This is a genomic window from Streptomyces sp. NBC_01451, assembly GCF_036227485.1.
GTDB lineage: Bacteria > Actinomycetota > Actinomycetes > Streptomycetales > Streptomycetaceae > Streptomyces.
This window is the reverse complement of sequence record NZ_CP109479.1, coordinates 9,476,791-9,503,539: the sequence shown is the minus strand read 5'-3', so window position 1 is coordinate 9,503,539 and position 26,749 is coordinate 9,476,791. Positions and strand designations below refer to the sequence as shown.

Annotated in this window: 24 protein-coding genes; 13 read left to right on the top strand and 11 right to left on the bottom strand. The window is 70.5% G+C overall.

Features of this window, described 5'->3' with window-relative positions; translation table 11 throughout:
• Positions 1–187 precede the first annotated feature (187 nt).
• Positions 188–1,504: an MFS transporter gene (locus OG595_RS42075; protein ID WP_329281645.1), complete on the bottom strand. Its 1,317-nt coding sequence runs from the start codon at positions 1,502–1,504 to the stop codon at positions 188–190.
• 88 nt (positions 1,505–1,592) lie between these two features.
• Here OG595_RS42075 and OG595_RS42070 point away from each other — a divergent pair, with 88 nt between their 5' ends.
• Complete coding sequence (locus OG595_RS42070; protein WP_329281642.1) at positions 1,593–2,570, top strand: winged helix-turn-helix domain-containing protein; 978 nt, start codon at positions 1,593–1,595, stop codon at positions 2,568–2,570.
• A 129-nt stretch (positions 2,571–2,699) separates the two neighbouring features.
• Here OG595_RS42070 and OG595_RS42065 read toward each other — a convergent pair whose 3' ends face one another.
• Positions 2,700–3,197 carry a GNAT family N-acetyltransferase gene (locus OG595_RS42065; protein WP_329281640.1) on the bottom strand — a complete coding sequence of 166 codons (498 nt, stop codon included), beginning with the start codon at positions 3,195–3,197 and terminating at the stop codon, positions 2,700–2,702.
• A gap of 173 nt (positions 3,198–3,370) precedes the next feature.
• Complete coding sequence (locus tag OG595_RS42060; protein WP_329281638.1) at positions 3,371–4,015, bottom strand: uracil-DNA glycosylase; 645 nt, start codon at positions 4,013–4,015, stop codon at positions 3,371–3,373.
• A gap of 248 nt (positions 4,016–4,263) precedes the next feature.
• Here OG595_RS42060 and OG595_RS42055 point away from each other — a divergent pair, with 248 nt between their 5' ends.
• Complete coding sequence (locus tag OG595_RS42055) at positions 4,264–4,806, top strand: hypothetical protein (protein ID WP_329281637.1); 543 nt, start codon at positions 4,264–4,266, stop codon at positions 4,804–4,806.
• Positions 4,807–4,866: 60 nt separating this feature from the next.
• Here the strand turns inward: OG595_RS42055 and OG595_RS42050 are convergent, their stop codons facing one another.
• Positions 4,867–5,199, bottom strand: a complete 333-nt coding sequence (locus OG595_RS42050) for an FG-GAP repeat domain-containing protein (RefSeq protein ID WP_329281635.1) — start codon at positions 5,197–5,199, stop codon at positions 4,867–4,869.
• A 110-nt stretch (positions 5,200–5,309) separates the two neighbouring features.
• On the opposite strand from OG595_RS42050, the gene OG595_RS42045 reads away from it, so the two are divergent.
• Positions 5,310–5,477 (top strand): hypothetical protein, encoded by a 168-nt coding sequence (locus OG595_RS42045; RefSeq protein WP_329281634.1) that lies wholly within the window; start codon positions 5,310–5,312, stop codon positions 5,475–5,477.
• A 228-nt stretch (positions 5,478–5,705) separates the two neighbouring features.
• Positions 5,706–6,599, top strand: a complete 894-nt coding sequence (locus OG595_RS42040; protein ID WP_329281632.1) for an alpha/beta hydrolase — start codon at positions 5,706–5,708, stop codon at positions 6,597–6,599.
• 140 nt (positions 6,600–6,739) lie between these two features.
• Here OG595_RS42040 and OG595_RS42035 read toward each other — a convergent pair whose 3' ends face one another.
• Complete coding sequence (locus OG595_RS42035) at positions 6,740–8,221, bottom strand: SMI1/KNR4 family protein (protein ID WP_329281630.1); 1,482 nt, start codon at positions 8,219–8,221, stop codon at positions 6,740–6,742.
• Positions 8,222–8,589: 368 nt separating this feature from the next.
• Between OG595_RS42035 and OG595_RS42030 the strand changes: the two genes are divergently transcribed.
• Entirely contained in the window at positions 8,590–11,241 is a 2,652-nt protein-coding gene (locus tag OG595_RS42030; protein ID WP_329281628.1) for a WD40/YVTN/BNR-like repeat-containing protein, read from the top strand.
• Positions 11,242–11,652: 411 nt separating this feature from the next.
• Here OG595_RS42030 and OG595_RS42025 read toward each other — a convergent pair whose 3' ends face one another.
• Complete coding sequence (locus OG595_RS42025; RefSeq protein ID WP_329281626.1) at positions 11,653–12,432, bottom strand: sulfite exporter TauE/SafE family protein; 780 nt, start codon at positions 12,430–12,432, stop codon at positions 11,653–11,655.
• Positions 12,433–12,652: 220 nt separating this feature from the next.
• Positions 12,653–13,903 carry an MFS transporter gene (locus tag OG595_RS42020; RefSeq protein ID WP_329281624.1) on the bottom strand — a complete coding sequence of 417 codons (1,251 nt, stop codon included), beginning with the start codon at positions 13,901–13,903 and terminating at the stop codon, positions 12,653–12,655.
• Positions 13,904–14,163: 260 nt separating this feature from the next.
• On the opposite strand from OG595_RS42020, the gene OG595_RS42015 reads away from it, so the two are divergent.
• Entirely contained in the window at positions 14,164–14,658 is a 495-nt protein-coding gene (locus tag OG595_RS42015) for a hypothetical protein (protein ID WP_329281621.1), read from the top strand.
• A 193-nt stretch (positions 14,659–14,851) separates the two neighbouring features.
• Here the strand turns inward: OG595_RS42015 and OG595_RS42010 are convergent, their stop codons facing one another.
• A complete protein-coding gene (locus OG595_RS42010) occupies positions 14,852–14,992 on the bottom strand; it encodes a hypothetical protein (RefSeq protein ID WP_329281619.1) in 141 nt (46 codons plus the stop codon).
• A gap of 75 nt (positions 14,993–15,067) precedes the next feature.
• A complete protein-coding gene (locus tag OG595_RS42005; RefSeq protein ID WP_329281617.1) occupies positions 15,068–15,943 on the bottom strand; it encodes a LysR family transcriptional regulator in 876 nt (291 codons plus the stop codon).
• Between the two features lie 122 nt (positions 15,944–16,065).
• Between OG595_RS42005 and OG595_RS42000 the strand changes: the two genes are divergently transcribed.
• Together OG595_RS42000 and OG595_RS41995 are read left to right on the top strand one after the other, a co-directional pair.
• Positions 16,066–17,064, top strand: a complete 999-nt coding sequence (locus tag OG595_RS42000) for an NADP-dependent oxidoreductase (protein WP_329281615.1) — start codon at positions 16,066–16,068, stop codon at positions 17,062–17,064.
• Positions 17,065–17,185: 121 nt separating this feature from the next.
• A complete protein-coding gene (locus OG595_RS41995) occupies positions 17,186–17,461 on the top strand; it encodes a nuclear transport factor 2 family protein (protein WP_329281613.1) in 276 nt (91 codons plus the stop codon).
• Between the two features lie 99 nt (positions 17,462–17,560).
• Here OG595_RS41995 and OG595_RS41990 read toward each other — a convergent pair whose 3' ends face one another.
• The gene (locus OG595_RS41990; protein ID WP_329266523.1) at positions 17,561–18,838 is read right to left on the bottom strand and encodes an IS701 family transposase; all 1,278 of its coding nucleotides are present in this window, start codon (positions 18,836–18,838) and stop codon (positions 17,561–17,563) included.
• A 434-nt stretch (positions 18,839–19,272) separates the two neighbouring features.
• Between OG595_RS41990 and OG595_RS41985 the strand changes: the two genes are divergently transcribed.
• The gene (locus tag OG595_RS41985) at positions 19,273–19,941 is read left to right on the top strand and encodes a GNAT family N-acetyltransferase (RefSeq protein ID WP_329281611.1); all 669 of its coding nucleotides are present in this window, start codon (positions 19,273–19,275) and stop codon (positions 19,939–19,941) included.
• 180 nt (positions 19,942–20,121) lie between these two features.
• On the opposite strand, the gene OG595_RS41980 is transcribed toward OG595_RS41985, so the two are convergent.
• The gene (locus OG595_RS41980; RefSeq protein ID WP_329281609.1) at positions 20,122–21,339 is read right to left on the bottom strand and encodes an acyl-CoA dehydrogenase family protein; all 1,218 of its coding nucleotides are present in this window, start codon (positions 21,337–21,339) and stop codon (positions 20,122–20,124) included.
• A 137-nt stretch (positions 21,340–21,476) separates the two neighbouring features.
• On the opposite strand from OG595_RS41980, the gene OG595_RS41975 reads away from it, so the two are divergent.
• The 4 genes from OG595_RS41975 to OG595_RS41960 all read left to right on the top strand — a co-directional run bounded on the left by OG595_RS41975 (position 21,477) and on the right by OG595_RS41960 (position 26,737).
• A complete protein-coding gene (locus OG595_RS41975) occupies positions 21,477–22,313 on the top strand; it encodes an enoyl-CoA hydratase/isomerase family protein (protein ID WP_329281607.1) in 837 nt (278 codons plus the stop codon).
• Positions 22,314–22,422: 109 nt separating this feature from the next.
• Positions 22,423–23,040 carry a hypothetical protein gene (locus OG595_RS41970; protein WP_329281605.1) on the top strand — a complete coding sequence of 206 codons (618 nt, stop codon included), beginning with the start codon at positions 22,423–22,425 and terminating at the stop codon, positions 23,038–23,040.
• On the top strand, positions 23,037–25,622 hold the full coding sequence (locus tag OG595_RS41965; RefSeq protein ID WP_329281603.1) for a putative PEP-binding protein: 2,586 nt from the start codon (positions 23,037–23,039) through the stop codon (positions 25,620–25,622). The genes OG595_RS41970 and OG595_RS41965 overlap by 4 nt, the downstream gene beginning before the upstream one ends.
• A complete protein-coding gene (locus tag OG595_RS41960) occupies positions 25,619–26,737 on the top strand; it encodes an acyl-CoA dehydrogenase family protein (protein ID WP_329281601.1) in 1,119 nt (372 codons plus the stop codon). Before OG595_RS41965 ends, OG595_RS41960 begins: the two co-directional genes overlap by 4 nt.
• Positions 26,738–26,749 lie beyond the last annotated feature (12 nt).

The window sequence follows — 26,749 nt, the reverse complement described above, 5'->3', positions numbered from 1 at the left end:
CCGACTGATCCTGGCCGCTATGCCCGGGTGCGCGGCAAGGCTGGCACCGACCCGCCCGGCCAGTGCCGGCCCGACCTCGCTCCTCGTGGACCAACGAGTAATCAGCCCAAACGACTTGGGCCAGCCCCCGGAGCAGTGCGCACACACTGGGTGCGTGACGGCTCCCGGCCGACCCGACTTGCGACGGTTACTGCGCAGGAGAACTACGCGCATGCTGTTCGGTGCCGTTCTCTGATCCCGTCGGGTGGTTCGGGACGGGGGCCGGGGAGGTGGACGGGTGCCAGGTGAGAATCCAGCCGGCGGTAAGCACGGCCGCGCTGCCTGCCGCGGCTATTGCGCCGCCTGTTCCCATGCCTGCGGCCACCAAGCCCAGGCAAACCGGCCCGACGCCCTGCAGCGTCATGCTGCCGGAGCCGAGCAAGCCGAAGGCCTGACCTTGGCCATCCTGCGGCAGGGCGTCCAGAAACGGGCGTTGCAGGCCGAGACCGTAGGCGTATCCGAGGCCGCTGACCAGCAGTAGACAGGACGAGACGCCCACTCCGGGCTCGGCAGCAAAGCCGATCAGCGGCAGCCCCGCCAGCGCAACCAACGGGACTACCAGTCGCTCCCGGGCGCGTGGCCGTAGCAGTCGACCCACCAGCAGGTCACCGACAAGCATGCCGACCGGCAGACAGCCCATCAGCACCGCGTACCAGCCGGGCGCGAAGTGGCGTTCTCCCGCGTAGGCGACGATGAGGCCTTCCGCGCCCGCTACGAACGCGAGCGGGAGCCACTGGGCCAGCATCAGTCGTCGCACTGTGCGTCCGCGCAGCAGCAGGCCTGCACCATGCAGGCTCGCACGGACGGCCCCGCTACCGCCCCCAGCGCTGCCGGGTGTGCCGGCGGACTCTCCCGGCTGCAGCCGGGGTAACCGGATGCGGATAGCAAGCGCGCAGCCGAGGTAAAGGACAGCGCTGACCGCGAGCGCCCGGCGCGGGCCAACTGCCGCGACGGCCGCACCTCCCAGCGCCAGGCCGAACAATTGCGCGCCTGCGCCGGCGATGTTGTTCAGCGACCGGCCCAGTACATAGGCGTCGCCCTTCAGCGACTGCGCGACCAGCCGACTCGACACGCCGTGAAACACCGGTGTGGCGAGGGAGACCAGCGCCACGACACCGAGGCTTGCCGCGACCGGCATTCGCACCAGGGCGAGCAGCAGGGCGGTGGCGCCCGTCAAGGCGTAGCCGCCGGTGATGAGCGCGCGGGGCGGCAGCCGGTCGGCCAGTGAGCCCAGCAGCAGCGAGCCGAACAGCTGGGGGATGAAGCCGATGCCGAAGGCCACTGCGCTCAGCAAGGCGGAGCCGGTGGCCGCGAAGACCAGCACCGAGAACGTGGTGATCCGCAGCGCGTCCGCAGTGATCGAGACGGCACGTGTGGAGAAGAGTAGCCGGAATCGCGGCTCGGCCAGCACCTCCCGGTAGGTGGCACGGTGGTTGCCCTGCGCGGGTTCGGCGGTTGGGGTCATGACGCGCAGCCTCGCCGTGCGCCCACGCCACTCACCAATGATTCGTCGCTGGACGAATCAAAGCACTGTCCCGCGGTAGCCTGGCAGGGTGCTGCGCTTCGAAGTCTCCGTCGAGGACCTGCTGCGCAGCCGCTTCGCACTGTCGCCCGCGCTGGACCTCTGCCTGCTGCTGCGTTCGCTCATCGGCCAGGGCCAGCCGCTGCCGCGAGCCTGGGCCACCCGGCTCATGCCGGCCTTTGAACGGCTTCGCCGCGACACCGAACTGGACGCCGCCCTCGCTCTGCAGGCCCCGCACGGCGGACCGAACTTCGTCGCCCCGCCCCCGCGCGGTCTCAACCAGAAGTGGGCGGACGACCTGGCCATGATCAGGGCCACGCCGCTGGAAGCGGCCCGCCGCGAATTCGCCACCACCGCGACCGGCCCGTCCGCCCGCGATCCCCGCGTACGCGCCGTGCTGGACTCGACGGACGCCGTCTCCAGGATCGCCGAGGCGATGGACCAGGCATGGCAAGAGCTGCTCGCCGCGGACTGGCCGCAACTACGCGCGATCTGTGAGCGCGATGTCGTGCACCGGGTGGGGGTGATCGGCGAACACGGATGGGCCACGGCCATCGAGGGCCTGCACCCGGGCATCGCCTGGCGCACCGGTGGTATCGAGGTCGACTTCTTCCGAGGCGGAACAGTCCGCCTCACCGGCGACGGGCTCCTGCTGACCCCTTCGGTCTTCGTCGGGCATATCGCCGCCCACCTGGACGACCCCTGGCCCAGGACCTTGGTCTATCGCGCCCGCGGCACCGCCGCCCTGTGGGGCGAACAGGAGACCATCCCCCGACCGGACGCACTGACCGCTCTGGTCGGCCGGGCCCGAGCCCGGCTGCTGTTGGCGCTGGACGCCCCGGCCAGTACCAGCCACCTCGCCCGAAGCCTCGCCATGGCACCCGGCGCGGTAGGAGACCACCTCTCCATCCTGCGAGGCGCGGGGCTGCTCGTCCGCGCCCGGTCCGGACGGTCGGTGCTCTACCGGCGCACCCCGCTCGGCGAGGCACTGGTCGCCGGTTCGGGCTGAGGGCTCGGAGCAGCACAGCAGCTCTACGACCAGCTCGTCCGACTCCCAGGCGTCATGCCGCATGTGTCTCTGCACTGCTCATACCTATGACCTGCAAGGGAGATCCCGCCGCTCCCGGCGACAACGAGTTCAAACGGTACCCGGGCTCTTCGCCATGACCCGTTCTCTGCGCACGCCATCGGGCAGGAGATCGCCCAGCTCACCAGTGTCTGCGAAGCCGTGGCGTTCGTAGAGAGCGATCGCCCTGGCGTTGTCCGGCATCACCGACAGACACAACGTCTTGGCGTGCCGTTCCACAGCCCACCTCTCCACCGCCCCGATCAAGAGGTCCCCCACTCCCTGGCCACGTGCCACGGGGCTGACCCACATCGAGATCAGCTCAACACTGGCGTCTTCCTCGGCCGGGACTCCGCTGGCCATCCCAACCGGATGACCGTTGAGGACGGCTACGACATCGCGCGCACCAGGAATCTCCAGGCGAGCACGCCAGCGTTCCTCTCGATCGCCGGCTCCCTTCCACTCCGCCAACGTCGATCCGAACGCGTAAGGCGCCTCCGCAAGTGCCGCCAGTCGCAGCTCCCGCCAGATCGGCCAGTCGTCTGACTCCAAAGTGCGCAGTTGAAGCATGATCCAGACCCTGCCCTGCCCGGGACACCAGCGGCAAGGCAATTATGGACACCACGAACAACGCGACCTGTCACAGGTGTGACCGGCTGGCAAACGTGACCGGCACTGCAAGTCTTCCCATCGACTGCGCTCACGCGGGCCGACCGATCCGGCGAACCGTCCCGACCAAAGCACTACAGCCGCCCGCCCGCCCCACGGAGCACGTCGCCGACGGTCTGGCAGGCGTCGACTCTGTGCCGTGCGCGGCGGGCGCGTTCATCCGGGTCTCGCACGAAGAGAGCCTGCCGTCCCGGGTGGTAGGTGCTGACCACCTTCAGACTCCGTTCACGGACGACTCCGGGGTGCGTCTTGAGCAGGCGGCGCCACACGTCCTGGGCTTCGCTGCCCTGGAGAAGCACGACCTCGGCCTTCGGCATCAACCCCAGCAGCTGCTTCAGGACCTCGACGCCGGCGTGAAGCTCGGCCGCCTTCGGCGGACGGTTGATGTACCAGGGGTAGGCGTTCCAGGGAGTGACGTCTCCCGGCGCGATCCCCGCCCCCTCGAAGAGCTGGACCTGAAGCTCCGCTGTCGGATCGTCGTTCTCCACGCACAGAAATCCGGAGCCGACACCCTGCTGCGTCTTGGGGCCCGGGTCCCGCAGGATCGACAGGGCGCGCGCCTCCACGCCCCCGTGCCAGGGGGCGACGTGCGGCATCCAGCCACGCCCGTCCCGGTCGCGCAAGGCGTCGACCATCTCGTTGATCGGACGTACGTGGGGGTCGTAGCGCCCCTGCTCCTGTTCCCTCCGGAACACCTCGTCATGCATTCGTCGCGTCATGTTTCCTCCACCACCGGCTCACCCCGTCGCGGGGACCCTACCGGGAGCGTCCGACACTGCAGACGGCTCGATCGACCCTGCCCACAGATGTCGGAGGACGAGCGGCGTAGGACGCGACGGAGGCTGCGGGCAGCTTCTGCTGACGATGGGAAGCCGTGAGCATCACAGATGAGCTGCATGCCGCCTGGCCGTGGCTCTTACGAGAACTGGGCCGAGGACTGTCAGATGCGCCTGGCACGATGCCTGGCATGAGCCCGACAGCAGAGCTGACACAGAGGACCCTGACCGCACGCGGCTTCCGCGGCTTCGTGCCGTTTCGTGAACTGCCCGACAGCAACGTCCCCACCGGGCACGGTATCTACGTGGTGATCCGCACGGGCACCTCGCACCCCTCGTTTCTCCCCTCCAGCCCTGCCGGACGCCTCAAGGGCCGCGACCCGTCCGTGACCGCCGACAAGCTCGGCGATGCCTGGGTCGACGGGGCAACGGTCGTGTACATCGGCAAGGCCGCCGGCCAGGCCGGACTGCATCAGCGGCTTGCCGACTACCGCCGCCACGGCACCGGTCTGCTGGCCGGCCATTGGGGCGGTCGCTACATCTGGCAGCTGGACGACGCGGACGCGCTGCTCGTCGCCTGGCAGCAGACGGCCGAGGAGGACGCGGGCGAGGCAGAGCAGAATCTGATCGACGAGTTCAAAAAACTCCACGGAGGAGCCCTGCCCTTCGCCAACCTCAGGAACAACGCCCGAAAGGCTCCGAGGGCGGACACCGACACCGACCAAGTCGGGTAGCCGGGTCACGGTGCCGTGACCCGGCTACCCGACTAATGCCACCAGAACGCCCACTCACAGTCAGTACAGGCCGGTGTAGCCCTGCCAGCCGGTGGCGATACGGACCTTCGTGCCGAAGGTGCCGGCCGATGTTCCGTTCCAGCGCCACAGGGCACCCCCACCGTCCCGGCCGACGAGGTCGGGGCGGCCGTCGCCGCTCAGATCACCGGCCACGGCCAGGGCGTCGACCCTGCCGCCGCCCGCGATCCGGACCCTCGCACCGAAGGCGCCCTTGCCGTTGCCGAGCCACCGCCACAGCACACCCGCGCGGTCCAGGCCGACCATGTCGCCGATCCCGTCGGCGTTCAGGTCACCGGCACCGACCAGCCGGGTGTAGCCACCCTGACGACGCAACGTGCCCTGACCATGCCCCTGAACGCTCGGTTGGCCAACTGAAGTGCCCCTCACCTTGTTGGCGGGTCGATTCCGGTCCTTCGTACGATCGGGAGGCCCAGGGACCGGGTGTGGCTGAAGCGCTCATGCCGTACGTGTGGCTTTGGCTGACAGACCGCTCAGTGCCCCGCGACGACGCGGCCACTCATTGGGAGCTTCCCGACCCGGTCGCGGCCGTCCGCCACGCCGTCGCCCACCCCGTCATCGCGCGGGCGGAATCGCCACCGCCGCCGACGTGACGGCCTGCTGCGCGCCGACGCGGTGGCCGCCGTGCATGGTCGGCACCGTTCTGCTGCGCAGCAGGAGAGCGGACCCGACCGGGGCTCAGACGAACAGACAGAGCGCTACGGCTGGAGCGTGCGTCCCCCTTTCGGTAGTCGGCTCGCGGCTGCCCCTTGCGTGATCAGCGACGAGCCTCCATTATCAGGAATCCTGATAATTTAAGTTTGCAGCGATGAGGTCCGAACATGTCATTCAGCCCCAGAATCCAGGCCAGAGCGGTTCAACTGTTGCTCGGCCGGATGATGAGCCGCGTACACAAGGATCTGCGCTTCACCGACATCCCGAAGCGCACGGAATCCATCCAGGTGGAGACCGGCGCCGGACTGGTGACGTGCACCGTCTACCGTCCGTCGGCCGCCACCGCAGCCCCTGCCCCCGTGTACGTCAACTTCCACGGCGGCGGGTTCGTGATCACCCGCCCCCAGCAGGACGACCACATCTGCCGCTACATAGCCGCCACGGCCGGATGCGTGGTGATCAACGTGGACTACGCCGTCGCCCCGCAGCGCCCGTACCCCGTACCCGTCATCCAGGCGTACGACGTCACCGCCTGGGTGACCGAGAACGGTACCGCCAACAACTGGGACGGTTCACGACTCGCGGTGGGCGGACACAGCGCCGGGGCCAACCTGACCGCCGCGGTCTGCCGCACCGCTCGGGACCGCGGCACCTTCACGCCCCGCCTCCAGATCATCGACTCGGCACCGCTCGACCAACTCGCCGACCCGGCCACCAAGCAGTCACCCATCGTCAAGCCCTTGCTCACCCCTCAGCTCATGCGGGTCTTCACCGCCGCCTACGTCCCGGACCCCGCCGACCTGACCCATCCGCTGGTGTCACCCGGACTCGCCGACGACCTCGCCGGGCTGCCGCCCGCCCTGGTCATCACCGCAGAGAACGACCGCCTGCGCGACGAGGGCGATACGTACGCCAAGGCCCTGGAAGCTGCCGGCGTTCCGGTCACCCACCGCTGCTTCGAGGGCGTCGACCACTACTTCACCCACACCGGCCCGGTACCGGCCGGGAAGGAAGCCATCGATCTGATGGCCACCACCCTGCGCACGGCTCTCACCGCCTGACCGCTGACAGGGGCCGACACTCCTTGTATGGGGAAGAGGGGCTGGATGAGCGTGGTGTGGGTGGCGACGTCGCCGGAATCGGGGCTGTTCCATCCGGTTGAGAGACGTTCAGGATTGAAGGATCAATCTGTCAGACCGCTTCAACGACCTGCGTTCCCGTGGTCAGGGGTACGTCGAGGTTCGATCGCCGGACAGGGAGTTCCCGGTGCTGATCCTGGCCTTCCGGGATGATCACGCGGTCGCCCATGGGCCCCAAGGTCGCCGTAAACAATGGTCTCGGGGATCGGGGGGCGGTCCCAGAGCGCGAGGATCTCGTTCGCCAGGGCGACGATCGCGCGCGTGTCCCGGTCCCCGTACGCCTTGATAGCGGCGGCCGACAGGCCGCGCGGGACAGCACCGGCGTCGAGCAGGACGCGCCAGTCCTCCGGCGTGAGTTCGAGGAACTCCAGCCCTGTCAGCCCGGCGATCTCCAGTGGATCGGCAAGCGTCCCGGCGTAGCAGGAGAGGGTACGCAGGCGTGGCAGCCCGACAACGGGTGCCAGGCTGAACGGTTCACCGTCCCAGACGCCGAGGCTCAGCGCCTCCAGTTCGGGGCGGGCTGCGGCCTCAATGCTCCTGACACTCCGGCGGTTGACCCGTGCCACGTAGGGGAGTTCGGCCCGACGGCGGCCGGAGTACCAGTCCCGCTCCGGATCCTGGACCAGGGCGGTGAGGGATTCGGCGAACAGATGGGCCCCGACGCTCTGCTCGTGGTCGAGCACGATGATCTGCCCGGTGTGGCCGCCCGGGCCTGGCGTCAGGTCGACGGCGACCTGATCCCCACCGCCGGTGTCGCCGATGACGATCCATCCGGGTGAGCCGACCAGATCCTGCACGGCGGCGTCAGGCCCGGTGACAGCCGCCTCCTTCGCCGCATGCTCCCAACGGAACGGGCGGCACGGTTTGTCAGCGATGGAGAGGTGGTCCAGGGAGCCCAGCTCGAAGCCAACCGCGCCGAAGACGCGCTCCGCCGCCTCGTAGTCGTCGCCCCAGTCCGCCCACCGCGCGCGAGTCACCCGGTAGAGCACCTTGATCTCCTCGGGCAGTGCCACTCCCAGGCGGGCATCCGCCGCGGCGATCTCCGCCTCGGTGGCGCCGATCGCCTCGGGTATCCGCTCCCGCAGGGTCCGTTCCAGCAGCGCCAGATCCACGGACGGAGCTGGCCCCGCCCCTGGCACGGCCTCGGGCAGGCGGCGCCACGGCTCGGGCACCGCCCCCTCGACCAGGAGCAGCGCCCCTGGGTGAGCGTTACCGAGGCCGGGATCCGCAGCGGGACTGGGATCGAACAGATGAAGCACAGCCTTCCCGCTCGGCTCGATCTCCACGGTGAACGTGATGTGGGCAGCTTCCGCCTCGGTGAGCGCGTTCCGCACCCGCTCGATCGCGTCGAACTCCTCCTGCATGTCCGACACCAGCAGGGCACGCCCGGGCTGCGGGCGCCGCTGCTGTACGGGCACGCTCCACGAGCCCCGACCGATACTCCCCGCCACGTTGCCGCCCGGCGCGGCGAGGGTCTCCGTGTGGGCTCCCCGCAGGAGCCGCAGCAGGGGCTCCCAGGTGGCGAAATCATGCAGCGAGGACAACGGAGGCCTCCGGCCGGTTCGGTGATCGACGGTGGTGATTATGTCTTGCGTCGCCGACAGCCTCGTCGGCTGGTGTTGTCCGCCAGCGACAGAGGAGTGCCCCTGGGCGGGGCGGGTTCGTCGCTGCCCTGCCGGGGGACGTCAACGCGCCTGGGAATACGGCTGACAGAGCAGGCCCAGAGAGCGCAAGGCGGCAGACCAACAAGCCGCCAGTCTTTCGCCATGCCATGAGCTTGCTGTGTCCTGTACACGAAGTGGCAGGTGCTGGTCAAAGGATGTCCAAGTGCGGGCCGCCCCTTCCTCCGCACGTGATCGGGTCCCTGCGACGGCTGTTACGGCTGTCTCAACGCCCGTTCTGGGAGGACCCGGTGTCAGCACCAATCCGTAGAAGACGATGGCTCACGATCTGCGCCATCACCGCCTCCGCCGCTCTCGTCGCGATACCCGCCGACGCCGCGCCCGGTGGGGGCGGCAGCCCTTTCGGGCCCCGCGTCCTCGGGCAACTCGCCGCGGATCGCGAGCAGTCGGTGGGTGCACTCACCCCCAGCCTGAAGGGCGATGACGGCGACGGCGACGACGGCAACGAGTCGGACGAGATAGCCGAGGGGGCGGACCAGTACGCCGAGGCCCGCACCTCGCCCGGCGTCGTCGCACCAGGCGCGTACGGCGCCGCCTGGCAGAGCCTCAGCAATCTCCCGTCCACCGGCAGCAGTTGGCGAAACGTCACCAACCTTCCCTACAACTCCGACGATCCGCGCTACCGGGACGTCGACTCCAACTCCAGTGGCGGCTCGGGCAACGTAACCGGCCGGATGGCCGCGATGGCCGCCGACGACGACGGGTACGTGTACGCCGGCAGCGCGGGCGGCGGGGTGTGGCGGTCCAGGTCGGGCGGAGGGCACTGGCACGCCATCAGCGATCGGCTGCCCGCTCAGTCGACCGGCGCGCTCGCCCTCGACTCGGCTGGGCGGCTGTGGCTGGGCACCGGCGAGGCGACGACCAACGCGGACGCCTACCTCGGCAGCGGCGTCTACGTCCTGGCCGACCCGCATCATGGCACATTCTCCTCCCGCGCCCGCGTCGGCGGCGACGAACTGGAGAGCACCACCGTCCACCAACTCCGCTTCGGCGGCGGCAAGGTGTGGGCGGCGACCAGCAAGGGCGTCTGGAGTCACTCCACAAAGACGCTGAAGGGTGCCTGGAAACTGGAGTTCGCTCCCAACCCCGAGTTCCTGCCGGGTGGTTCGGAGGCGGCCGACCCCGACGCCCCGTACAAGAACATCGCCAACGACATCGCCATCGACCCGAAGAATCCCAACGAGGTGGTCCTCGCGGTCGGCTGGCGCAGCGGTGACGACTACAACGGCTTCTACACCAAAGGCGCGGGCGGCACCTGGACCCGGATCACCAGCGGTCTGGGCGACCTCCCCGCCGATCCGGACGGCGTCGGCAACGTCACCTTCGCCCGCTCCGCCGACGGATCCCGCTACTACGCCATCGACCAGTCACCGGAGCAGCTGAACACCAACCCGGACAGCGGCCTGGAGGGCTTCTATGTCTCCAAGTCCGGCTCTCCGACCGGCCCTTGGACGAAGATCGCTGACTACCAGGGCCTGGCCGCCTCCGGTTCGGCGCTGACGTCCAGCGGCTACATGCCCGGTGTCCAGGCCTGGTACAACCAGTTCCTGACCGTGGATCCGAGTGACCCTCAGCATGTGTACGCGGGACTTGAGGAGGTCTACGAGTCCAAGGACGGCGGCGGCACCTGGTCGACCGTCGGCCCGTACTGGAACTTCGGCTTCTCCTGCTGGAGCATCGATCCGGCCAAGCAGTCCGGCGACTGCAACCAGACGACCCACTCCGACCAGCACGGCGTCGCCATCGGCCGCTATCACGGCAAGAGCTTCGTGTACGTCGGCAACGACGGCGGCGTCTACAAGCGCCCGCTCAACGGTCGGCAGGACACCTCCGGACACGCCACCGACTGGACCTCCCTCAACGACGGGACCATCGACACCCTTCAGTACTACTCGGTCGGCATCGGCAGGGACCTCGACCACGGCGGCGTCTCCGTCACCGGTGGCCTCCAGGACAACGGCCAGTCCGTCCTGCGCAGCAACGACCGGGTGATGGGCTCCAACTTCGGCGGAGACGGCGGCGACACCCTCACCGACCCAGCGAACGGCTGCAACATCGCCGAGGAGTACGTCTACCTCTCCATCCAGGTGACCCAGAACTGCGCCGTGAACGACGGCAGTTGGATCGACGACGCCTCCAAGGTCACGTCCTACAACGTCGCCCCGGCCGACAACGCCACCGGCGAGGCCCGCTTCATCGCCCCGCTCGCGGCCGACGCGAAGAGCCCCTCGACGTGGATCGCGGGCGGCCGTCACGTGTGGGTGCAGACCCACGGGTACGCCATCCGCAGCGGCGACGAATGGACCAGCGTGTACGACCTCGGAGCCGGCCACACCGCGACGGCCGTCGCGGCCTCCGGCGGCAAGGTCTACGCGGCCTGGTGCGGCCCCTGCAACAACCAGGGCTTCGCGCGCGGCATCGCCGTCGGCAACGCGGACGGCACCGGCTGGCACGACATCACGCTCCCCGTCGACGGGACCGTGCCCAACCGCTACCTCAGCGGCTTCGCCGTCGACCCGAAGAACGCCGACCACGTGTTCCTCACGGTCAACGGCTTCTCCCGGCAGTGGACCGAGGGTCCGGGTGCGGGCGTCGGCCATGTCTTCGAGTCCAAGGACGGCGGCACCACCTGGAAGGACATCTCGAAGAACTTCCCAGACGTGCCGGCCGACTCCGCCGTTGTCACGCCGAACGGCGGCCTCGCCGTCGGCACCGACCTCGGTGTCGTCTACCGCACCCCGGGCCGGACCAGCTGGCAGCGCGTCGGCGACCTCCCAGCTGTCGCCGTGCTCCAGCTGAAGCTCGGCCCCGACGGCAGCACCCTGTACGCGGCCACACACGGCCGCGGCATCTACTCGATCAAGGTGCGCGCCTTCGGCTGACGGTGACGACGAGGAGGGGTGGCCGGGCCGATCGCCGGGCCACCCCTCCTTCGCATACGGCACGTCACTCACGTCACCAAGGGCACGCTGACCCGTTCACCGCACGCTGCCAGGACGACCACTCCGGCGGCCATCGACACCCATTTGCACACAGGGGTGCCAACAGACGCGCGGTGTACGACGGCCGCAGGCTGATGGTGCGGAGCGGCCCGTAGACGTCGCCCCGGCCCGCCCCCGGACGCAGTTGCCGACGGGCTCGTAGGCGTACGCGATCAGGTTGTGGACAGAGTTTGCTGCTGCGTTGTCCAATGCCGAATGCCCGTCGAGAGCCCTCCGTCGTAGATCCTCAGCCGAGCCGAGCCGAGCCGAGTTCAGGTCAGGTCAGGTCAGGTCAGGTCAGGTCAGGTCAGGTCAGGTCAGGGTCTCAGCTGCGTAGAGGGCGCCGAGGGCTGCGGCAAGAATGCCGAGTGTGAGGCGCAGGGTCCGTTCGGGCAGGTGGGGTTGGAAGCGTGCTCCGAGGTAGCCGCCGAACAGTCCGCCGGTGCCGCAGGCGAGTCCGAGCCACCAGTGGGGGGCGACGTCACCGGAGCTCACCAGGGCCAGCAGTGCGTAGGCGGCGGCGCCGACGAGGGAGGTCGCGAATGTGGCGGCGAGCGCGGCCGGGGCGACGCGTGTGACGGGCAGACCTCGTCCGGCGAGGATCGGGCCGAGGAGGGAGCCGCCGCCGATGCCGTAGATGCCGCCGACCACTCCGACCGCCAGGGCGAGACCGGTGAGTGTGCGTGGTGGCAACTCGCCTGTGGACGGTTCCTGATGGTGTGCGCGGGTGAGGGTGCGTAGGCACAGCCACAGGCCGAGCGGGAGCAGCAGGGCGGCGATCAAGAGCCGGAAGACGCCTGGACCGGGGAGGGCGAAGACGCGGATGGCGGCGCCGAGCACGACGCCGGGCAGCGTGCCCAGCACCAGGCGTCGGGCCAGCTCCCCGTGCAGGGCGCCGTCGCGGCGGTAGCGCCACAGGGCGCCGGGTCCGGCGACGACGTTGAACAGCAGGTTGGTCGGGGTGACCGCAGGGCTGGGCACACCGAAGACGCTCAACTGGACGGGGAGGAGGAAGACGGCTCCGGACACGCCGACCGGTGCGGTCACGATCAGCAGGCCGACGGCCAGTCCTCCCACCAACGTCCAGTCCACCGGTGCCCCCGTTTCGCCCGCCCGGTCAGTATCAGCACCTCGGCTGCCGTGCGGGTGGCCTGCAACAAGATGTTCATGACGGCGGGAGCAGATGGACGCGTCCACGTCTTCGTTCGAGGGGATAGTGCTCGGGGCGCAGGAGTTGTCTCTGGCTCGGCAGGTGATCCGCTGGTCCTGGGGTTATCGCCCATGACGCGGTCCATGCCGGTCAAGTCGTGTGTCATCCCGTCACTTCCGCGGCGACGCCCGGCTGCGGCCGGGTCCGCATGCCCCAGCGGGCAAGAGACGGACCGGCAGCGCCCAGCGCTGCGAAGAACAACGCCAGCAGCAGCCAGCCCGCCGTGCCGAGCCCCAGCACCACCGTGGTGAGGATCGCGGGGGCAAGAGCCTGGCCCGCTCTGAAGCCGAGACCGAGGACACCTTGGTACTGGCCCTGGGCGTGGTCGGGGGCAAGCCCGAAGCCCAGGGCGAAGCCCGCCGAGGATTCCCAGACCTCTGCCAGGCTATGGACGAAGATCGCTGCCAGGACCAGTCCCGCTGCCGCCCAGACCGGGGTGTACGCCGCCAGCGCCATCATCGGGCAGCTGACGAGGAAGAGCAGCCCCGCGTTACGGAACGCCCTGCCGCCGTCGTGCGGGGTTTCGACACGGGAGCCGATCCTGGTCTGCATCAGTACGCAGAAGGCGGCATTGACGGCGAACAGCACGGCCACCGTCCAGCGCGGCGCTTCGGTGTGTTCGGAGATCCAGATCGGCAGGAGCAGGGAGACCACCGGGTACTGCAGTCCCATGGCCCCGTAGAGGGCGGTGAACGTCAGGAACGGGCGGTCCCTGAAAGCGAGCCAGCGACGCTGCTGGGGCGGTGCTGCCAGCACCGGGTAGCGGGGCAGCAGGAGCAGAAGCACCGCGCACAGGGCGAAGCTCGCCGCGTTGCCGAGGATCAGCGTGACGTAGGCGCCGCGGGTGTCCCCGGCCAGCGCCAGCCCCGCACCCACCGTTCCGAGGATGACGCCCAGGTTGACGAAGGTGCGCAACTTCGCCCGGAACAGCGCAGGGCGATCACCCCCGACCCGAACCACCAGTGCGCCCCAGGCCGCCCCACCAGCCGCCGCGGCGATCTGGTCGACCGTCGCGATGATCGTGAGCGCGGCCCAGCTCTCGACGAGGACAAGGGCCGCCATCGACATCGCCTGGACCGCGAGGGCCAGCATCATGATCGTGCGCGCTCCGCGCCGGTCGGCCAGATGCCCTCCGGGTATCCCAGCGCACAAGCCGATCACTCCGGCGATGGTGAGCGCGGCGCCGACCTGAACCGCGGGCAGGCCCACGACCAGGGTGAAATAGAGCGCCGACGCCGCATTGAACAGACCGTTGCCGACCCGGTTGACGAAACTGGCGGCGATCAGCACACGCTCCGGCCTGCTGTCCCCCACCATGCGGCCTATTCGGCCCACCAGGCTGCCCTTGATCATGGATGGCAGGCTAACAGCGGGCTCAGAATCCGCCGCAGTCGTACCAAGACGCGCGTGACCTGCTTGCGGAGCCGGACCCGACGACGAGTGCCTCACTCCCCGAAGGGCTTGTCGGCAAACGATCATCCGCTGGGCGCTGATCGGCAGCATGGTTCGTCGTCTCACCCGGGGCCGACCAGCACAACGGCCAGGTCCTCGCTCCCTGTCGTATAGCCCCAATCCATGACGGGACCGTACGAGTGGAATGGTTGGATAAGAGTATGGACAACGGCGGCCACCTGGAATCAGGCCTTTCCAAGAGCGTCTGGAGCGACGCCGACTTCTCGGAGATGGGCTGGCACGACGCCACCATCCACGGACTGTCCGTGCAGCCGACCGACGACATCCTGCCGCGCCTTCTCCTCGATCTCGACTACATCGTCCGCTGGGTCCACCCGGTCCCACCGGCGACACATTTCTCCTTCTGGACTGCCCCGGCGACGCTCGTCTTCGAAGACGTTTGGGACCTTGAGGGAGACCTCGACTTCAAGGGCACGAGCCCGGACCTGGAGATCGATGGCGTGCACCGACTGGTGCCGGACGACGGACGGCAAGACCTTCCGCTCTGGCACATCGAAGGCCATGCGTTCGACTTGAAGTTCCGCGCATCCGGCTACCGCCAGTACTTCCGGAAAGCTCCGACGCTCATATCTCGACAGGCACTGCCCCACGGGGAGCGGGGTGGGTGCGCTTTCACCGAGGTCGGCTTCTGCTGACGCACCGGCTCCGCTCGCACGGCCTGCCCCTCGGCCTCGATCTGTCCGTCGCCCGGTTCCTGGATCTGCGCCGCGCGGAAGACACCCCGCAGGCCGCGGACCTCGACCACGACTTCCCCGCCCCCATCTCCCGCACCCGAGGGATGCCTGTACAGGGCTGTTGCAGAGTCTGACGATCTTGAATCGTTGCTGGTCAGGTCTGCCCGAGGAGGTAGAACGGGCGGCGGAAGAGCGCGTAGGACATCTCGCGGATCCCGGCGGCGATGTCGGTGTGGACTGCCGCTCGCAGGACGTTGATCGCGAAGCTGCGGAGCGGGGCCATGTTCTGCGGCACGTATCCGGTGCGGATCTTCGAGGCGCCTCCGGCGAAGGTGGTGTCGCCGACGAAGTGGAGCCACGCTGGTCCCGGTCAGGCTGCCGGGGCGGTCAGGGCGGTCTTGGCAGCCAGTCGGAAATTCCTGATCATCGGATTCGGGTCGCCCTTGCGGCTGACCAGGACGACCTGGCTGGGGGGAGCATCCTCGATCGGGACGGTGACGAGGTCGGGTCGCAGTGAGCTACGCCGATCGCCGACCGGCAGCACGGCGATCGCCCTGCCGCTCGCGACGAGTTCGAGCTTGTCCTCGTAGCTCTCGACCGGCGGCACGCCGGCCCCGAGGATCCGGTAGGAAGTCCAGTCGGGGGTCTCGAACGCGCACGGCGCCTCCTCCTCGCCGGCCAGTTCCTCCGCAGTCACCGACGCGCGGTCGGCCAAGGGATGGCCGTGCGGGACCGCGAGCATCCGGGGCTCCTCGTACAGCGGGGTGGTGAACACGTCGGCGGCGGCGAACGGCAGCGGGGCCCGTGCGATCAGGGCGTCGACGCGCTTGTCGGACAGCGCCCCGACGTCGCGGCAGCTCAGGTACCGGGTGGCGACCTCTGCGGCCGGATGCCGACGGCGCAGTTCCCGTACGGCGGCAGTGATCACCAGGTCTTCGACGTAGCCGATGGCGATGCGTTCGGTCTCGGCTTGTTCACGCACGGCCAGCTCGGCCTGGCGGGCGGCCCTCAGCAGGGCCTGGGCCCGGGGGAGGAAGCTCTGGCCGGCCGGCGTGAGCCGGGCGCCCTGGGGTGTGCGGTCCAGCAGCCGTGCGCCGAGATGCCTCTCGAGCCGTTGGATCTGGCGGCTCAGCGCCGGCTGGGCCACGTGCAGGTCGGCGGCGGCCCGGCCGAAGTGCTGGTGCGCCGCCACCACGGTGAAGTAGCGCACCAGCCGCAGTTCCAGGTCCTGTCCGAGATCGTTCACCCGTCCAGCGTACGTGTCATGCCGTTTCGGAATGATCGGGTTGCCGAACCGGTCTTGGACGGCCGTGCCGTCCTGGGCCTTGACTGAAGGAGCAACGATTCCCCAGGAAAGCGACAGGCGCGATGAAGGCGATCCAGTTCCATGAAGCGGGCGGGCCGGAAGTTCTGCGGTACGACGAGGTGCCGGTTCCCGAGATCGGCCCGGGCGAGGTGCTTGTCCGGGTGCACGCTGTGGGCATCAACCCGCCGGACTGGTACCTGCGGGAGGGGATGAAGGTCATGCCGACCGAGATGAGGCCGACGCTGGAGTTCCCCCTGATCCCCGGAACGGACATGTCGGGCGTGGTTCAGGCGGTCGCTCCGGACGTGCTGGGGTTCGCCGTCGGTGACGAGGTCTTCGGCATGCTGCGGTTCCCCGGATTCGACGGCCGGACGTACGCCGAGTACGTGGCCGCGCCGGCTTCGGACCTGGCTCACAAGCCGACCGGCATCGACCATGTGCAGGCGGCCGGGGCACCGATGGCCGTGCTGACGGCCTGGCAGTACCTGGTTAATCTCGGCCATGACGTGCCGTCTCCTTTCACCGGCCAGGTGCACCAGCCGGTGCCGATCACGCCAGGGATGACCGTGCTGGTCAACGGGGCCGCCGGTGGAGTGGGCCACTTCGCCGTGCAGCTGGCGAAATGGAAGGGGGCACACGTGATCGCGGTGGCCTCGGGCCGGCACGAGCAGTTCCTGCGCAAGCTCGGCGCCGACGAGTTCATCGACTACACCACGACGCGGGCCGCGGACGAGGTCAGTGGTGTGGACCTGGTGATCGACACCGTCGGGGGCCCGGACAGCTCACGCTTTCTGACCGTGCTCAAGCACGGCGGCACCATGCTTCCGGTGTTCTTCGCCGAGTACGACCCGGAAGAGACGGCGAGTCTGGGCATCACGGTCTCGAACATTCAGGTGCGTTCCAACGGTCCCCAGCTCGCCGAGATCGGGCGCCTGTTCGGCGAGGGCAGGCTCCAGGTCGGGGTGGACAGCACTTACCCGCTGCCCGAAGCGGGCAACGCACACAGGCGAGCCGCGCAGGGCCACATCCAGGGCAAGATCGTGCTGACGGTGGTCTCGTGATCGCCGAACTCCAGCAGGCGGTGGCGAAGTACGCCCACGCCCTGGACGAGCTGAATGTGCCCGGGCTGGAAGCGGTCCTGACCGAAGACACCACCTGGACCTTCACGATGCCGGAAAGGGAGTGCTCGGCCCGGTCGCCGGACGCGCGGCGGTGCTCGACTTCGTCCGTGACGGGCACACGGTCCAGACCGGAAGGGTGCGGCGCCACCTGTCCAATGCCGTGGTCACGACGACGGACGCCACCACCGCTGAGGTGCGGGCCTGTCTGGTGCAGACGAGGAACACCGGCGAGAGCAGCCAGATGATCTCGACCGGGGTCTACACGTTCGGCCTGCGCCGGTCCGACGGTGGGTGGCGGATCGCCGAACTCACCCTGACGCTGGACAACGCCTTCTAGTAGGACTCCGTTAGGTTGCTCTGGCTCTTGGGTTTGGGCTGGTGGCGGAGGTTCTGGGCAGGGGGCGGTGGCAGGTGGTGCAGGTGCCGGTCCAGCAGTTCAGCAGGTCCTGGATGGTGTCGAGGATCTGGTAGAGGGTGAGTCCGCTGTATCGGCTTTTGGGGCCAGGCGCTGTTCGGTGAGGAAGGCGTGGGCGGCGGTGACCAGGGTGACGTGGTGGTGCCACCCTGCCCAGGAACGTCCTTCGAAGTGGTCCAGGCCGAGGCCGTGCTTGAGTTCCCGGTAGTCGTGCTCGATGCGCCAGCGGATCTTGGCGAGGCGGACCAGTTCGGCCACCGGGGTGCCGGCGGGCAGGTTCGACAGCCAGTAGTCGGTGGGTGCTTCGGCGCCTTCGGGCCATTCGGCCAGCAGCGTGACCTCGGGCAGGACACCGTCCCACGAGCCCTCCTGCGCGCTCGCGGCGGCCTGGGCCAGACGGCGGGCCCTGACTCCGGCCGGCCGCACCCGCAGTGCCAGGAAGCGTGAGCGCATCGGTCCGCGGGAGCCTTCCCGCCAGGTCACCTCGGTGAACGCCTCGCGCCCGTGACCAGCGGCCAGAACGGACACGGAGGACGGCTTGTCCCGGTAGCGGGGCTGCGGCTTGCGGCCGTTGCCCGACCACGGCGGCGTGACCGGCTCGGCGTCGCAGCAGTGGACGGTGACATCCGAACGGACTGCCACGACATATCCGATGCCCCGGCTGTCCAGGCCGTCGCGGAAGTCGGCGTTCTGCCCGTAGCCGGCGTCGGCCACCACCACCGGCGGCACCAGACCCCACCCGGCCAGCTCATCGAGGGTGTCCAGGGCCAGGCGCCACTTCTCCCGGTGCCCGACCTCATCGGGCACCTGGCAGCGACGCCGGCGTTCGGTATCGCTGTCCCACTCCTTCGGCAGGAACAGCCGCCACTGAAGCGGGACGGAGGCGGTATCGGTGACCGCGTGCACGCTGACCGCCACCTGACAGTTCGCCTGTTTGCCCAGGGCCCCGCAGTACTGATGGGCCACGGCGACCGACATCTTCCCGTCCTTGGGAAACGACACGTCGTCGATGGCCCAGGCATCCGGGCCGATCAGCGGCACTATCCGCTGCGCGATCCGCCGCCGCACCGGCACCGGATCCCAGGTCGACTGGTTCACGAACTGCTGCAGGTTCTGCTCGTTGCCGTCCGGCAGCCGCGCAGCCATGGCCTGGATGGACTTGCGGCGGCCGTCCACCATCAGTCCCCGCAGATAACAGTCACCCTTGGCCCGCTGGTCCTTCCGCGGCACCGAAGAGAACACATCAGCCACGAACAACGCCAACTTCGCCCGAGCACGGTTCACTTCATGTGCGTCCACACACCCACCATGCCGCTGAACACCACCGACAGAAAGACCTAACGGAGTCCTACTAGGGCGGGGCCGGGCAGTGTGTCCGGCGAATCATCGGTGCCCGTCGGCGGCACTCGGTCTCCGAATCTGCGGACGACCACCAGCGCGGCCTTCCGCGGGGACCCGGTCAGCCGCTGGCGCCACCCATGCGCCCGGAGCGCGTCAGAAGCGATCTGGCTCCCGGTGTTGTGCCGCTGTTGGGGCAGGAGCCCTGACCTCGCGCGGTTCCCTGCCGGAGGCTGCCACTCCTCAGCGCGCGACGGGGGCGTCCTGCGCGGGCCGGGGGCAGGGACCGTCGTCGGCCGAGGACGGGACGACGGCCCTCTCCCCTGCCGGTACGTGCGGGAGGACAACCCGCTACATTCGGCCGGACACACCAGCCGAACACACCGGGGGGTTCCATGATTCGATCGCTCCTACGACGTCGACAGGCGCTCTCGGGCCTCCCCGTCCCGGACGCGTGCACGCCCGGCCGGCACGCCCTGGCCACCCGGCACCTGCTGCTCTACACCCCGGTGACCCGGCTGGACGCGTTGGCGGCGATCGCTGCGGGCGCGGACCCCGAGGCCCAGCGCTGGCAGGGGAACCAGGCCGACCAGATCGTACCGGACCCCGACATCAGACGGGCCCTGCTGCGCCTGGGCCCCGCCGGCGCCACCCCCCGTTGGTTCTTCAAGTCCAACCCCGAGCTGGCCGAGCCCTTCGAACCCACCCCCGAGACGCCCGAGTTCATGGTCTGCATACGCCGCGACACCGGGCTCTACGCCGGGTGCCTCGACATCGACCGCGACGGGGGTGAGATCGGCGGCAATCTCGCCCCCGACCATCGAGGCCAGGGCCTCGGCGCTGAACTGTTCCTGGCGGGTGTGGAGTTCGCCCATAGCCACGCCGGTCTGCCGACGGTACGGGCGGGCACGGCGACGGCGAACCTCGCGTGCCGAGGCGCCCTGGAACGCGCCGGCTTCGTCCCGGCCCCCGGCCCGGCCCGCCACACCCTGCAGGACGGCCGGGAGCTGGACACCGTCTGGTACCAGCACGAGGGCGCCGCATCGACATGTGCGAGGCCTTGAGACAGGAGTGGAGGGGGGAAGGAGTGAGTCCGCCGTCGGAACTCGGCCGTGTCCAGCCCGAACCCGACAGAAGCGGGCAGGGACACGGTCAGCCAAGGCCCGCGGAAGGTTCTGCCGCTCGTCGAGGGCGGCCGGACACTCCCGAGCATCCCGGTTGCGTCTCCCCCGCCGACGGCGTCATCAGCCGTTGCCGGCAGCCGTGCTCGGTTGCCTGTAGGGCCGCACGGCGCGGCGCGCTATGGCGAAACGGTGTGTCTCCGACGGGCCGTCGTAGATCCGGAACGGCCGCACCTCCCGGTACAGGCGGGCCAGCGGAGCGTCGGCGGCCGAGATACCGAGGGCTCCGCAGATCTGCACCGCCCGGTCGACCACGCGGTTGACCGCCTCGGCCACGAAGGTCTTGGACACCGAGGTGAGCTGTGAGGCGGTGGCGGAACCGGTGTCCAACGCCCAGGCGGTACGCAGGATCAGGGCGCGGCTCGCCTCGATGTCGATCTCGGAGTCGGCCAGCATCTGCTGGACCATGCCGAGGTCGCCCAGCGCGGAGCCGAACGCCATCCGGGTCCCCGCCCGCTCCAGCGCGACGTCCTGGGCGCGGCGGGCCGCCCCCAGCCAGCGCATGCAGTGGGTCGTCCGGGCGGGACCGAGCCTGACCTGGGCGCCCTCGAAACCGTGGTCCACCTCGCCGAGCACCTGCTCCTCCCCCACCACGCACTCCTCGAAGACGATCTCGCTGTGCCCGGCGAAGAGCGACTCGTCGAGGGTTTCGATGTTCCGCACGAGGCGCATGCCGGGAGTGCCGGCGTCGACCAGGAACATGGTGGCGCCACCCGGGTCGCCGGGGCCGCCGGAGGTCCGGGCCATGACGATGGCGAAGCCGGCTCCGTGTGCGCCGGTGATGAACCACTTGTGCCCGTCGAGGCGCCAGCCGCCGGGAACCCGGGTCGCGGTGGTCCGCAGGGAGCGGGGATCGGCGCCCGCTCCCGGAGCCGGTTCGGTCATGGCGAAGCAGGACCGTGTCTCGCCCGCGGCGAGCGGGCGCAGGTACTTCTGCTTCTGTTCCTCGGTGGCCACCTTCTCCAGCAGATGCGTGTTGCCCTCGTCCGGGGCAGCGCAGTTCAGTGCCAGCGGCCCGAGCAGCGAGTAGCCCGCCGCTTCGAACACGACCGCCTGCCCGCGCAGGTCCAGTCCGTGTCCGCCCCAGCGCGTCGGTACGTGCGGGGCGAAGACGCCTGCCTCGCGGGCGGCTTTCTGCAGGGTCTCCCGGAGTGCCTCGGGGGCGTCGTGCACCGACCCGCCGCACTCGCGCTCGGCCGGGATGACCACCTCGCGCACGAACTCGGCCGTCGACGCGGCGAGTTGGGCGACTGCCGGATCGACATCGAACTGGATGGGCACGGGGCCTCCCGCCGACGGGCGTACGGGCATCGGGTCCCGTCGCGTTCTAGAAACTGTATAGCGTCTTTAGTATCTTGCCGGGAAGCCTCCGGCGACGGGAAGCACCCTGAGACCGGACGTCGACAGGAGAAGCACCCATGAGCGCGCCCGTCAGCACTGACCCGGTCCGGATCGTCCACCATCCCGACGGGGTCGTCGAGCTGAGGCTGGACGACCCCGGGCGGGGAAACGCCCTGGACCTCAGGACCGCCGAGGCACTGCGGGACGCGGCCCGCGCGGTGGCCGCGGACCCGCGAGGCGCGGTCCTGCTGCGGGCGGCGGGCGGGAACTTCTGCGTGGGCGGTGACCTGCGCGCCTTCGCCGGTCGCGGCACGGAGACCGGCACCTACGTGCACGCCGTGGCGAGCGCCGCGCACGCCGCGATACAGGCCCTGTACGAGCTGCCGGTGCCGTTGGTGACCGCCGTGCGCGGCGCGGCGGCCGGTGGCGGAGTCGGTCTCGCCCTGGTGGGCGACATCGTCCTGGCGGCCCGGTCCGCGCGGTTCCGGCTGGCATACACGGCGATCGGGCTCACGCCGGACTGCGGCGCGTCATGGTTCCTGCCACGACTGGTGGGCCCTCGCCGGGCGGCGGACCTGATCCTGACCAACCGGGTCCTGACCGGCGACGACGCCGAACGGTGGGGCCTGGTCTCCCGGTGCGTGGACGACGAGGAACTGGACGGGGCGGCACACCGGAGTGCGGCCGATCTGGCCGCCGGCGCCACCGGCGCGCTGCGCGCCGCGAAGCACCTGCTGCGCACGGACGCCGGTGACGGACTGCGCAGCCATCTCGCCGAGGAGGCGCGGTCGATCGCCGCCCTGACGGACGGCCGGGAGGCACAGGACCGCATGGCGTCGTTCCTCGCCGCGCGGGGCCGCCCCACGGCGGGCGACGGCCGGGCGGGAGCGAGGGAACCGGAAAGTGTTTCTTGAGTCCCTCTTCACTAACAGGCCTGTCTGGGCGTAACCTCCGGGCAACACAGATCCGAGGAACCGGTCACCACAGAACCGGGGAAAAGGTGTGGCGATGCAATCTGCTGCCGTGGACCTTCCGGACGCACCCGACGAGCCCCTCACCGAGGCCGTCGTCGACCTCGTTCTGCGTGGCATGTGGCGCGGCCGGCCGGAGGCCGAGCACCGTCCGCTGGTCGACGCCGGGCTGGCGATGGTGAAGGGGCCGGTGGTGCTGCCGACCGAGCGGGCCAAGGCCGCCGCCGCGCAGCTCCTGCGGGTTCCCGCCGGCTCCGAGCGGGAGGAGCGCATCACCGCGGCGTACGAGGCGTTCCTGCCGGTCAACCGGAAGATCCGCGACGTCTGCACGGCATGGCAGTGCCGTCCCGACGGCAGCGCGAACGACCACTCCGACGACGTCTACGACGCCGGGGTGCGCGAGTCGCTGGAAGACGTGCACGAGGCCATTCAGCCCGTGCTGCGCCGGCTGGACCCGGTGCTCGCGGGCAGCGGGCGGTACCTGACGGCCCTGGAGGAGGCACTGGACCGCTTCGACGACGGCGCGCCGGCCTGGCTGGCCTCGCCGCTGTGCGACTCGTACCACACCGTGTGGATGCGGCTCCATCAGGAACTGCTGCTCGTCCTGGGCATCAGCCGGGCCGAGGACGAGGCCCGCGAAGAGGAACTGGTCACAGGGAGCCGGGGTTGAGCGTCACCGACCGCGAGGCCGGCCCGCTCGCACCGGCCGAGGCACCCTCCGGAGCCCCCGGCCGGGTTCTGGTGCCCTTCGGGCAGGGGCGGAGCCGGGGCCTCGACGCCGACGAGCTGGGCGCGCACGGCGCGGCGATGGACCGGCTGGTGGCCCTGGGGCTGCCGGTCGTGCCGGGGCTCACCGTGCCCGCCGGCGCGGCCGCGTCACTGTGCGGGACCGACACCGCCGAAGCCGCCGTGGCCCTGGTCGAACAGCTCGCGGGGCGGCGCATCGGCGACACGGCCCGACCGCTGCTGCTGCGCCTGTCGGCGAGCGCGCCGACCGAGATCGCCGGACTGCCGCCCGACCTGGCCTGTCTCGGCGCCGCACCCGCCCTCGCCGACGACCTGTGCGCCGTCATCGGAAGCGAGGACGCGCTGTACGAGGTGTGGGCCGGCACCATGCGCATGATCGCCGAGTACGCCCTCGGCGTGCCCGGCGCGCTGCTTGACGACGCCCTCCTGGACGCGCCCGGGCCGCGCGTGCGGACGGAGGTGCTGCTGTCCCTGGTGGCGAAGCACGGCTCCCGACCCTTCCCCGACGACCCGGCGCAGCAGCTCGCGCTGGCCGCCCGCGCCCTCCTGGGCCGGTGGGACTCGCCGCGTGCGAGACGGTCCCGCCGGTCCCAGCGGCTGCCCGCCGAGCTGGCCGTCGCCCTGCATGTGCAGGCCCTGCGCATCGGCCCGGCGGACCGCTCGGGCTACGGCACGGCCGTCAGCCGCGATCCCGAGACCGGCCGTCCCACTCCCCGGGGCTCCTTCTTCCGGGGCGTGCGCCGCAGCGCCCCACCACCGCACACCGGTGAACCGCTGGACCGGCTCACGGGCGGCACCGCGCTGCTGGAGCACTCCCTGCTCACCCTGGAGCGCCATCTGCGCGCGCCGGTGTCGGTCGACTTCGAGGTGCGCGACGACGAGATCTCCCTGCTCGCCGCCTCGGCGCAGCCCCGCCCGCCGCTCCGCGCCTCGGTCTGTCTGGCCGCGGACCTGGCCCGGGACGGGGCGATCGCCCACGAGGAGGCCGTACGGCGGATCACTCCCGCACAGGTGCAGGAACTGCTGCACCCCCGGCTCCGGCTGACCGGCGGGGAGGAACTCCTGGTGCAGGCCCTGCCCGCCTCGCCCGGGGCGGCGACCGGAGCGGTCGCGCTGTCCAGTGAGCGTGCCCTCGAACTGGCCGCGAACGGCACGCGGGTCGTGCTCGTGGCCGCCGAGACGAGCCCGGCGGACGTCCCCGGGATGCTGGCCTCCGTCGCCGTGCTGACCGGCAGCGGCGGCATCGCCTCGCACGCCGCCGTGGTGGCGCGGGGCGCGGGCAAGCCCGCGGTGTGCGGCGCCGAGGGGCTGCGCGTGGACCCGGCCGCCGGGACGGTCCGCTTCGGGGAACGGGTGGTCCGCGAGGGCGACCCGGTCTCGCTGGACGGCCGTACCGGCGCCGTCTACGCGGGGACGCTGAGCGTCAGCGTCGCCGGACCGCCGCCCGAACTGTCCACCCTTCTGGAGTGGGCGGACGACACACGCCGGCTGGGCGTGCGGGCCAACGCCGACACGGCCGCCGAGGTGGAGACGGCTCTCGCCCTGGGCGCGGAGGGTGTCGGGCTGTGCCGTACGGAACACCAGTTCCTCGGCGAGCGGCTGCCGCTGATCCGCCGGGTGCTTCTGGCCGCCGACCCGGCCGCCCGCGACGAGGCGCTGCGCGCGCTGGAGCACGCCCAGCACGAGGACTTCACGGCGCTGCTGACCGCCGTGGGAGACCGTCCGGTGACCGTGCGTCTGCTGGACGCCCCGTTGCACGAGTTCCTGCCCGCCCCCGGGCAGGCCCTGGACGCGGCCGAGGAGCAGCGTGCCGACGCCCTGCGCGAGGCGAACCCGATGCTCGGGCTGCGCGGAGTGCGGCTGGCGCTGCTGCACGAACGGCTCTACCCGGCGCAGGCCGAGGCGCTGTTCACCGCCTGGGCCGAGGTCGCCGCCACCGGGATCCGGCCCGAGTTGGAGGTGATGATCCCGCTCGTCAGCCTGCCGGAGGAACTGGCCGCCGCGTCCGCGTACGTACGTGATGCCGCCGACACGGTCGCTTCCCGCACCGGGGTCGAGGTCCCGTACCGGCTCGGCACGATGATCGAGACCCCTCGGGCCGCGCTGCTGGCGGGCGAACTCGCCGAGCACGCCGAGTTCTTCTCCTTCGGCACCAACGACCTCACCCAGCTCACCTACGGGTTCTCCCGGGACGACGTCGAGCGCCAGGTCCTCGCCGACTACCAGGAGCGCGGGTTCCTGACCGCCAGTCCGTTCGCCCGGCTCGATCCGCACGGAGTGGGTGCACTGATCTCCCTGGCGGTCGATCGGGCACGGGAGGTGCGGCCCGGCATCAAGCTGGGCGTGTGCGGTGAGCACGGCGGGGACCCCGAGTCGATCGCCTTCTGCGACGGCCTCGGTCTCGACTACGTCTCCTGTTCCGCGCACCGGGTGCCGGTGGCCCGGATGGCGGCCGCGCACAGTGCCCTGCGGGAGCGGGACGACGACAGCGGGAGCGCACGATGACAAGCACCGTGACCGACGGCACCGCCCTGTCGGACACCGAACTGGAGGATCTGCGCCAGACCGTCCGGTCGGTGTGCGCGGACGCCGGCGGCACCACCGCGGTACGCCGGCTGCCCGAGGAGGCCTCAGGCATCGACGCCGACCTGTGGGAGGCCCTCGGCCGGCAGGTCGGCCTTGCGGGACTCGGTCTGCCCGAGTCCGCGGGCGGCATCGGCGGCCTCGCCGAGATCGCCGTCGTCTGCGAGGAGCTGGGCAGGACGCTGGCACCGGTACCGCTGCTGTCCTCCACCGTGCTGGCCGGGCAGGTGCTGGCCGGCTGCGGCACGGCCGACAAGGCACTGGCCGGGCTGGCCGGCGGGACCGTGCACGCCCTGGCGGTGGCCGCGCCCGACGGGACCTGGCGGGCCGACGCCGTGCCGGTGGCCGTCTCCTGGCAGGGCGGCGTCCCGCTGCTTGACGGCACCGCGCCGTTCGTCCTCGACGGCGCCGACGCCGAGGCGCTCGTGGTGGCCGCAGCCGGAACCGACGGCGTCGACCTCTTCCTGGTCGACCCGCGCGAGCCGGGGGTCACCGTGCGCCGGGTACCCACCCTGGACCTCAGCCGGGGCCAGGCGGTGGTCGCCCTCTCCGGTGCCCGGGCCCGGACACTGACCGCCGGCGGTGAGGGGGCGGATGTCGTCTCCCGCGCCCTGGACGTGGCGCTGGTGGCGCTGGCCGCCGAGCAACTGGGCGGAGCTCAGGCCGCGTTGGACATGACGGTGGCCCATGTGCGCGACCGTACCCAGTTCGGCAGGGCGATCGGCGGCTTCCAGGCGGTCAAGCACGCCTGCGCCGACATGCTGCTCCAGGTGGAGGCCGCACGGTCGGCCGTGGTGCGCGCGGTCCGGACGGACGGCTCGCCGGACGCGCTGGCCGAGGCGGCTGCGGTCGCCCAGGTGTGGTGCGGGGAGGCGTTCGTCTCCGTCGCCGCCGAGTGCGTGCAGTTCCACGGCGGGATGGGCTTCACCTGGGAACACGACGCGCACCTGTACTTCCGGCGCGCCCAGTCCGACGCGGTCCTGCTGGGCGGCGCGGCACACCACCGGGAACGGCTGGCCGGCCTGCTGGGCTGGTGACGTGGCAGGAAG

Excerpts from the sequence above, each read along its gene's own strand:
- OG595_RS41985 (WP_329281611.1), top strand. The coding sequence starts at position 19,273 with ATGATTCGATCGCTCCTACGACGTCGACAGGCGCTCTCGGGCCTCCCC.
- OG595_RS42060 (WP_329281638.1), bottom strand. The coding sequence starts at position 4,015 with ATGACGCGACGAATGCATGACGAGGTGTTCCGGAGGGAACAGGAGCAG.
- OG595_RS41975 (WP_329281607.1), top strand. The coding sequence starts at position 21,477 with ATGAGCGCGCCCGTCAGCACTGACCCGGTCCGGATCGTCCACCATCCC.
- OG595_RS42065 (WP_329281640.1), bottom strand. The coding sequence starts at position 3,197 with ATGCTTCAACTGCGCACTTTGGAGTCAGACGACTGGCCGATCTGGCGG.
- OG595_RS41960 (WP_329281601.1), top strand. The coding sequence starts at position 25,619 with ATGACAAGCACCGTGACCGACGGCACCGCCCTGTCGGACACCGAACTG.
- OG595_RS42075 (WP_329281645.1), bottom strand. The coding sequence starts at position 1,504 with ATGACCCCAACCGCCGAACCCGCGCAGGGCAACCACCGTGCCACCTAC.
- OG595_RS42020 (WP_329281624.1), bottom strand. The coding sequence starts at position 13,903 with ATGATCAAGGGCAGCCTGGTGGGCCGAATAGGCCGCATGGTGGGGGAC.
- OG595_RS42055 (WP_329281637.1), top strand. The coding sequence starts at position 4,264 with ATGAGCCCGACAGCAGAGCTGACACAGAGGACCCTGACCGCACGCGGC.
- OG595_RS42015 (WP_329281621.1), top strand. The coding sequence starts at position 14,164 with ATGGACAACGGCGGCCACCTGGAATCAGGCCTTTCCAAGAGCGTCTGG.
- OG595_RS42000 (WP_329281615.1), top strand. The coding sequence starts at position 16,066 with ATGAAGGCGATCCAGTTCCATGAAGCGGGCGGGCCGGAAGTTCTGCGG.
- OG595_RS42040 (WP_329281632.1), top strand. The coding sequence starts at position 5,706 with ATGTCATTCAGCCCCAGAATCCAGGCCAGAGCGGTTCAACTGTTGCTC.